1 protein-coding gene is annotated in these 1887 nt (G+C 50.7%); it reads left to right on the forward strand.

The window, feature by feature from the left end:
* Positions 1-551: 551 nt before the first annotated feature.
* Positions 552-1811 carry a group II intron reverse transcriptase/maturase gene (gene ltrA, locus M3202_RS21920; protein ID WP_251225343.1) on the forward strand — a complete coding sequence of 420 codons (1260 nt, stop codon included), beginning with the start codon at positions 552-554 and terminating at the stop codon, positions 1809-1811.
* The last annotated feature ends 76 nt before the right edge of the window (positions 1812-1887 follow it).

Raw genomic sequence — 1887 nt, forward strand, 5'->3', positions numbered from 1 at the left:
TTGGTGTGCCCGGCATGTGCATGGGCTATAGGGTTCAAGTCCCGAGCAGTGAAGGTCACTGTAACTGTTAGCCAACGACAAGGGTGTCTAGGGTGACCTAGAATCTGAAGGAAGTCCGAGGCAAACCTCCGCTCCGAGGAACACGAATCTCATCAGGCGCTTATTCTTGGATGAGACTGCCAAACAAGTCAAAGTCCTAGTGACCAAAGGGGATAGGTGTAAATGAGGCGGAGACATGGAGGGGAAGGACATGCACTTACCCGGGGAGATCTAGTGATCATGCGGAAGCTTTCCGTAACCGCTTGTACGAACAGGCGCTGAGACACTAGAAGTCAGCCGAAGCCATAGTACGTGTCTGATCTAGACAGACACGGAAGGGCTGAATCAGGAAAGGAATAAGATGCCTTGACGTACGCTATACGTGTTGAAGCAGAAAGACCAATCGGACCTGCTCTTCTGCATGTAGCGGTGAATTCCGTGAGGGGCTTGAGAGAGGGCGGAGCGTATAGCCACACAACGAGAACCATCTTATACGAAGGAGTGGAAGAACGATGTTGGATCAGATCTTATCAAGAGAGAATCTCCTCCAAGCGCTGAAGCGAGTGGAGTCCAATAAAGGAAGTCCGGGCATCGATGGCATGACGACAGAATCCGTCCGATCATACCTGATGGAAAACTGGGATTCCTTAAGGAAGGAAATCATGGAGGGAACCTATCGCCCACAACCTGTTAGACGGGTCGACATCCCGAAACCGTCTGGAGGCGTGAGGAAGCTAGGGATCCCAACGGTGGTGGACCGTTTGATCCAACAAGCCATTGCTCAAGTGCTTTCAAAGAAAGTCGACGCAACCTTCTCATCAAATAGTTACGGGTTCCGACCAGGGAAACGAGGACATGATGGGGTAAGGAAGGCAAGAGGATACGTTCGAGAAGGATACGGATGGGTGGTGGATCTGGATCTCTTGAAGTTCTTCGATCGAGTTCATCACGACCGATTGATGAGACGACTGAGTCAAGTGACACAAGACAAACAGGTTCTGCGCCTGATCAGACGGTACTTACAAGCAGGCATCATGGAAGATGGACTGGTTCAACCGAGCACAGAAGGAACACCACAAGGTGGTCCTCTTAGTCCCCTGCTTTCCAATATTGTGCTGGATGAATGGGATCAAGAACTGGAGAAACGAGGGTACCGTTTCGTTCGCTATGCCGATGACTGCCAGATCTATGTGAAGTCTCGACGTGCGGCGAAACAGACGTTGGAAAAGATGACAACGTTCGTAGAAGAAAAGCTTCACCTCAAAGTGAACCGAGAAAAGAGTGCATGGGGTCGACCGTGGGACCGAACGTTCTTAGGCTTCACGTTCACTCGACATCGGAAAGACCCGAAGATTCGTATCTCAAAAGAGAGTGTCCGGCGATGTAAAGATCGAATTCGCCATCTTACCTCACGTCGCCAATCGATTCACATGGAGGAACGAATTCGTCGCCTAAACCGATTTATCACAGGGTGGATGGGCTATTATCAATTGGTGGAGACCCCCTCTTTCCTTGAGAAACTGGATTCATGGGTGAGAAGACGGTTGCGAATGATCCGCTGGAAAGAATGGAAGACAACCCGAACGAGACAACGTAAATTAGTGTCTCTTGGGGCTAGCAGAGGGAAAGCATGGGAATGGGCAAACACGAGGAAAGCCTATTGGCGAGTAGCGAGAAGCCCGATCTTACAGAAAACCCTCGACTCCACCTATTGGAAGGGTCAAGGGCTCAAGAGCGTACTGGAACGTTATGAAACCCTTCGTCAGACTTAACTGAAACCGCCGTATACGGATCCGTACGTACGGTGGTGTGAGAGGTCGGGGGTTAGTCGCCCCCTCCTACTCGATT

It is taken from the genome of Halalkalibacter oceani, from assembly GCF_023715605.1.
GTDB classification, from domain to species: Bacteria; Bacillota; Bacilli; order Bacillales; family Bacillaceae_D; genus Halalkalibacter; species Halalkalibacter oceani.

Excerpts from the sequence above, each read along its gene's own strand:
- ltrA (WP_251225343.1), top strand. The coding sequence starts at position 552 with ATGTTGGATCAGATCTTATCAAGAGAGAATCTCCTCCAAGCGCTGAAG.